Here is a 4,990-nt window from a genome sequence, read left to right on the forward strand (position 1 = left end):
GTACAAGCTGATCGCATTGGATATGGATGGCACCCTGCTCAACCCGCAGGGCCAAATTACTCCCCGCACCCACGCCGCCATCAGCGCCGCGCGCGCCAAAGGGGTCACCGTTGTGCTGGCCTCCGGCCGCCCGCTGGAAGGGATGAGCCGCTATCTGGAAGAGCTCGGCCTCACCACAGAGCATGACTACGTCATCTGCTACAACGGCGCCCTGGTGCAGCAGGTGGCCGATCAGCGCATCATCCGCAGCCAGCTGCTGACCGGCAGTGATGCCAACGCCGTCGCCAAACTGGCTGACGAGCTGGAGGTGAACGTCCACGGTTTCTCGGTGACCCGTGGCCTGATCAGTCCCCGTGTCAGCACCTACACCGAGCACGAATCTCGCCTGATCGGCATGCCGATCAATCTGATCGACTTCTCTACCCTGCCTGCCGACGAGCAGATCATGAAGGTGATGATGATCGACGAGCCGCCCCAGCTCTCCCGCGCCATCGAGCGACTGCCTGCTGAGCTCTATGAGCGCTATACCGTGGTACAGAGCGCCCCCTTCTTCCTCGAATTCATGAACAAGCAGAGCAACAAGGGAACTGGCGTCGCCGCGCTGGCCGAGCACTTGGGCCTGACCGCCGCTCAGGTGATCTGCGTCGGGGATGCCGGCAACGATCGCCACATGATCGAATACGCAGGCCTAGGTGTGGCGATGGGCAATGCTACCGACGAGATCAAGGGTCTCGCCCAGCACACCACCGCCCGCAACGATGAAGATGGTGTAGCTCAGGTGATCGAGCTGTTCGTACTGAACGCCTGATCGCAATCGAGCGCTGCTGCGTCCGATAAGGAAATAAAAACGGGGAGGCTGTCAGCCTCCCCATTTTTTCTCTGGTTAGTTATCTGCGTGATGAGCGGTAATTCGTGCGTATCACTGGTTCGCCAGACACTGGGTATGGGAGCCCGGTTGCAGGTAAGGCGTCAGCAGAGGAGCCATCCCCTTGAGCACCTGTACCGGCAGCGCCGAGGTGAAACGGAACTTGTCAGACTGGCTACCCGGTACATAGGCGGTCAGGGTACCGAAGTGATCCTCACCCAGATAGAAGACGAAGGTTGCGGTGCGGTTGCGCGCCAGCGAGCTGGTCACGTTGCCATAACGACCCACTGTTTCAATCCGGTTATCCCCGGTCCCGGTCTTGCCCCCCATCTGCAGCACAGTGCCATCCGGCAGGGTAAAGGCACCGGCGATACGTCTTGCCGTACCCCCTTCAACGACTTTGGAGAGCGCACTGCGCAGGGCTGCCGCTACCTCTGCCGGCATCACCCGGGTTCCCTCGGTGTGCTGCGGCTCAAACTCGGTCTCGAAAGGAGTCCCCTTGGCGAACGAGAGGTGCTCGATACGCAAAGTTGGCGAGCGGACACCGCCATTCTGGATAATCCCCATCAGCTCGGCCAGTGCAGCCGGACGGTCACCGGAGCTGCCCAAGGCAGTCGCCAGCGAAGGCACCAGATGGTCGAACGGATAACCGAGCTTGGCCCAGCGCTGATGGATATCGAGGAAGGCTTCAACCTCCAGCATGGTGCGGATCCGGCTGTCACGGGCACTGCGATGACGGGTCTTGAACAGCCAGCTGTAGACCTCCTGCCGCTCGTCACGACTGGCCGCCACCGCGTCGGCAAAGGTCGCCTTGTCGAACTCCTTGAGATAGGCCAGCAGCCACAGCTCCAGCGGGTGAACCCGGGCGATGTAGCCCTGATCCGGCAGTGAATACTTGCCCGGGCCATAGCTCACATAGAGCTGATTGATCCGTTTCGCACTCAGCTTCTCGCGCGGCAACCGCTCCGCCAGGAAGGCAGCAAATGCGGCTTCGCTGGCTTCCGGCATCAGGTAGCGGTGAACCGCCGCCAGACGTACCGCACTCGGCTTGAGACCGTCGAGGAAGGTATCGAGTTGCTCCTCGGGAGTCTTGCCGCGATATTTGCGCCAGAAGCGCAGCAGATAGGTCTGGCCCTCTTTGTCGGCAAATTTGGCCAGATACTCCTGACGACGGGGATCCTTGTCATCCTTCAGCAACTGGGCACGGTTGCCCTCCTTGTAGAGGCTGTAGCGCACGATATCGCGCATCAGCCGCACAAAGGGCAAGTTAATCGACTCACGCAGAGAGTCACGCAACGTCGGAATACGATTGTTATCCTCGCGGCGGAAGTTGTTGAAGGTGTGCATGCCGCCACCGGTAAAGAATCCTTCGTTGGGACTGGCGGAGTATTTGCGATCCAGCGCCGCTTCCAGCATTACAGGCAGGCTCTTGTCCTGAGCCGTCATCAGATAGGAGATGGCCCAGCGGCTGAGGTTGTCCTGAGAGACGCCAGCCAGCTTGCGCAGATTCTCGACCGGCATCCCGGCATAGTTGTCGTGCAGCTCGGCCACGATCTCCAGATAGGTAGTCAGCACCCGCAACTTGGCGGTTGAGCCCAACTCCAGCTTGGAACCTTCGTTGATATCGAACGGCTGATCGGTGTTGTCGGTCTGCACCCGCACCTTGAACCCTTCCGGCGACTTCTCGAACAGAGTGAAGCTGTAGCGCACATCGCCGGTCTTCTCCGGCGAGAGCAGGCGCTCACCAAACAGGCCCACCTGAGCGGCAAACGTCGGGTCGGCCAGCTGTTGCAGATAACGGGAGATTTCGTTCTGCAGCGGCATGTTGAGGCTGGTATCGGCCGTCAGATCCATCCGGTCGAGGTCATAGAGCTGCACCCCGAGCTGACGGCTCAGGCGAGTACGGGCAACCTGCAACCCCTTGTTATTGTTCACCCTGGTGATAGCCGGGGACTGCAGGAAATCACGGAACGTAATCTTGGCCTTGAGCGCCGCCTCCATCAGTGGCGGCGTGATCATTCCCTCCTGCACAAACAGGCGCAGGTAGCTGTCGGTCAGGGTAGCCAATGCCTCTCGCCCCTGAGCCAGATAGTAAGAGGGACGGCGGTGCGCAATCATCAGCGAGACCACCTGACGCAGGGCAAGCCCCTGTTCGGCCAGCGGTGCGTTCTGGTTTCGGGCGGGATCCAGCAGACGGTTCACGTCATCGACGTTGGCACCAAACCAGACCCAGAGACCATCTCCCAGACCATGCACTTCACCATATCCCGGAGCAGCCGAGAGCGGTACCGAGTTGAGGTAGGCCCAGGCGACCAGTTTGCGCGCTTCGAGGGTTTCCGGCCCGAGACGATAAGCCCGCACGCTGGCAGAGGCCATCTGACGGATCTTCTCGGTCGGCGACAGGGTCAGGCCATCCGGCGAGTGGCGGTACTTCTCCACCTGGGTCGCCAGGGTACTGCCACCGGCAGATTGATCCTGCATATCGAGCGCCTTGCCCACCTGAGATAGTGCCGCCTTGGCAAAACGGGGCCAATCGACCGCCGGGTTGGCCAACGGCTCTTCGTTGCTCAGCAGATCGCGGTTCTCGATAAACAGCAGCGACTGGATGACGAGCGGTGGAATGGAGTCAAAATCCGGATAGTGATGGGTCGGATACTTGAATTGATAGAAGGGCTCGGCGCGGCAATCGTGCAGCGTCAGTCCAGCCTGCACCTTCTCGGTATAGGGCACGAAGAAGCCACGACTGGCGTAGTCATAGAGCGCGTCGGAGAAATGCACCTGCTTGCTGACTTCATAGCCCCGCTGCAGCAAACGCTCCTGCATCATCGGCAGTTGCACATAGCCGAGCCGCTTGTCGAACGGGCCATCTTCAGGGAAAGCGATCTGCTTGCTCTGACCAGGCTCGACCTGATAGGTGAGCTTGGCGGCATAGCGGGAAATCTCCTGAGATTGCAGCTTCGAGGTTTTCATCTCATAGCCAACCAGAGCGATCACCGCCCCCAGGCACAATAAAAAGAGAAAACAGAACAGCCAACGCCACCAGGGACGACGCTTGCGCTTTGGGTTCCCGTCCGAGGTCTGGACAGATGAATCTTGAGATGCCACTTGTGTCAAATCCGTCTGTTCTGATGCGCCCATATCAGCCCCACCATGGTTGCGCAATTTATTGTGTTTCACTCAAGCTTAGTCTTTTCAAGTCAATGGCTTGAAACTATTGACCGCTTTGTAGTGATGGTAACAGGGCAATTCTAAAAAGGGGAGCCGATTGTTGCAGGAGTGGCAGAGATCCGAGCTGATAACAAAACACCGGCCAGTGGCCGGTGTCTCTTAAGCGAAAGCGCAACGCTTATTTGTGAGAGCTCATGCCCTTCAGCTTGGTGCTCAGCTCTTTACGCTCTTTGGAGAGCTCTGCGTTCTTGATGATGTGGTCATCCACGCGCTCTTCATAGTCGGCACGCATGTTGGCGATGATCGCCTGCACATCATCAATGCTCATGCCCGGCTTGATGTAGTCGCTCAGGTTGTCGAGCAGCAGCACGCGCTTCTGGTTGTCACGGATCTTCTTCTCGTTATCCGCAATTTCACGCTTGAGTTTGTTCTGGCGACGGGACATACGCACATATTCCAGTACATCGCTGAAGGTGGACTTGTTTACTTGTTCCATATCGATACCACTGACTTAAGGTTGATAAAAACTGGCCAAGTTACACCTGGAACCCGGCAAACTCGGCGCGGGACAGGCAAACTCAAGATGCCCTTACTCTACCGAGTTATAAACGAGATACAACCCTAATCGCGCACCATGAACAGAGTTTGGCCAAAAGTAAACCAGTTAAAATGGCCAGTAATCCATCAGATAAGGGCTTGATATAGATAGAAAATGGGGAAGATGACAGGGTTTTAGCTCTCATCCTGCAGATAAATGCTAACACTGGCTGTTTAATACGCTAAAAACACCAAAGCCCGGTCGTGAAGCCGGGCTTTTGTATTCGTTCTGGTATGCAAATCTGGAGGTCACTGGGAAAACCGTACATAGCAAAAAGGCCTTCCCATCTGGGAAGGCCTTCAAATTAGTGGCGGAGCGGACGGGACTCGAACCCGCGACCCCCGGCGTGACAGGCCGGT

General features: G+C 57.9%; 3 protein-coding genes. 1 reads left to right on the forward strand and 2 read right to left on the reverse strand.

The genetic code is table 11. The features are described 5' to 3' along the window. Nucleotides 1-808: sugar-phosphatase (yidA, locus tag AB5Y85_RS01055; protein ID WP_368221058.1), on the forward strand; the 808-nt coding region annotated here is incomplete at its 5' end. A gap of 111 nt (nucleotides 809-919) precedes the next feature. On the opposite strand, the gene AB5Y85_RS01060 is transcribed toward yidA, so the two are convergent. Together AB5Y85_RS01060 and tmaR are read right to left on the reverse strand one after the other, a co-directional pair. Next, nucleotides 920-4,003 carry a transglycosylase domain-containing protein gene (locus tag AB5Y85_RS01060; RefSeq protein WP_257686709.1) on the reverse strand — a complete coding sequence of 1,028 codons (3,084 nt, stop codon included), beginning with the start codon at nucleotides 4,001-4,003 and terminating at the stop codon, nucleotides 920-922. Between the two features lie 208 nt (nucleotides 4,004-4,211). Next, on the reverse strand, nucleotides 4,212-4,529 hold the full coding sequence (gene tmaR, locus AB5Y85_RS01065) for a PTS system regulator TmaR (RefSeq protein ID WP_005336024.1): 318 nt from the start codon (nucleotides 4,527-4,529) through the stop codon (nucleotides 4,212-4,214). Between the last annotated feature and the right edge of the window lie 461 nt (nucleotides 4,530-4,990).

It is taken from the genome of Aeromonas sp. R3-1, from assembly GCF_040908345.1.
GTDB lineage: Bacteria > Pseudomonadota > Gammaproteobacteria > Enterobacterales > Aeromonadaceae > Aeromonas > Aeromonas veronii.

Bases quoted from the DNA above. Each gene is read 5' to 3' on its own strand.
- AB5Y85_RS01060 (WP_257686709.1), bottom strand. From the start codon at position 4,003: ATGGGCGCATCAGAACAGACGGATTTGACACAAGTGGCATCTCAAGAT.
- tmaR (WP_005336024.1), bottom strand. From the start codon at position 4,529: ATGGAACAAGTAAACAAGTCCACCTTCAGCGATGTACTGGAATATGTG.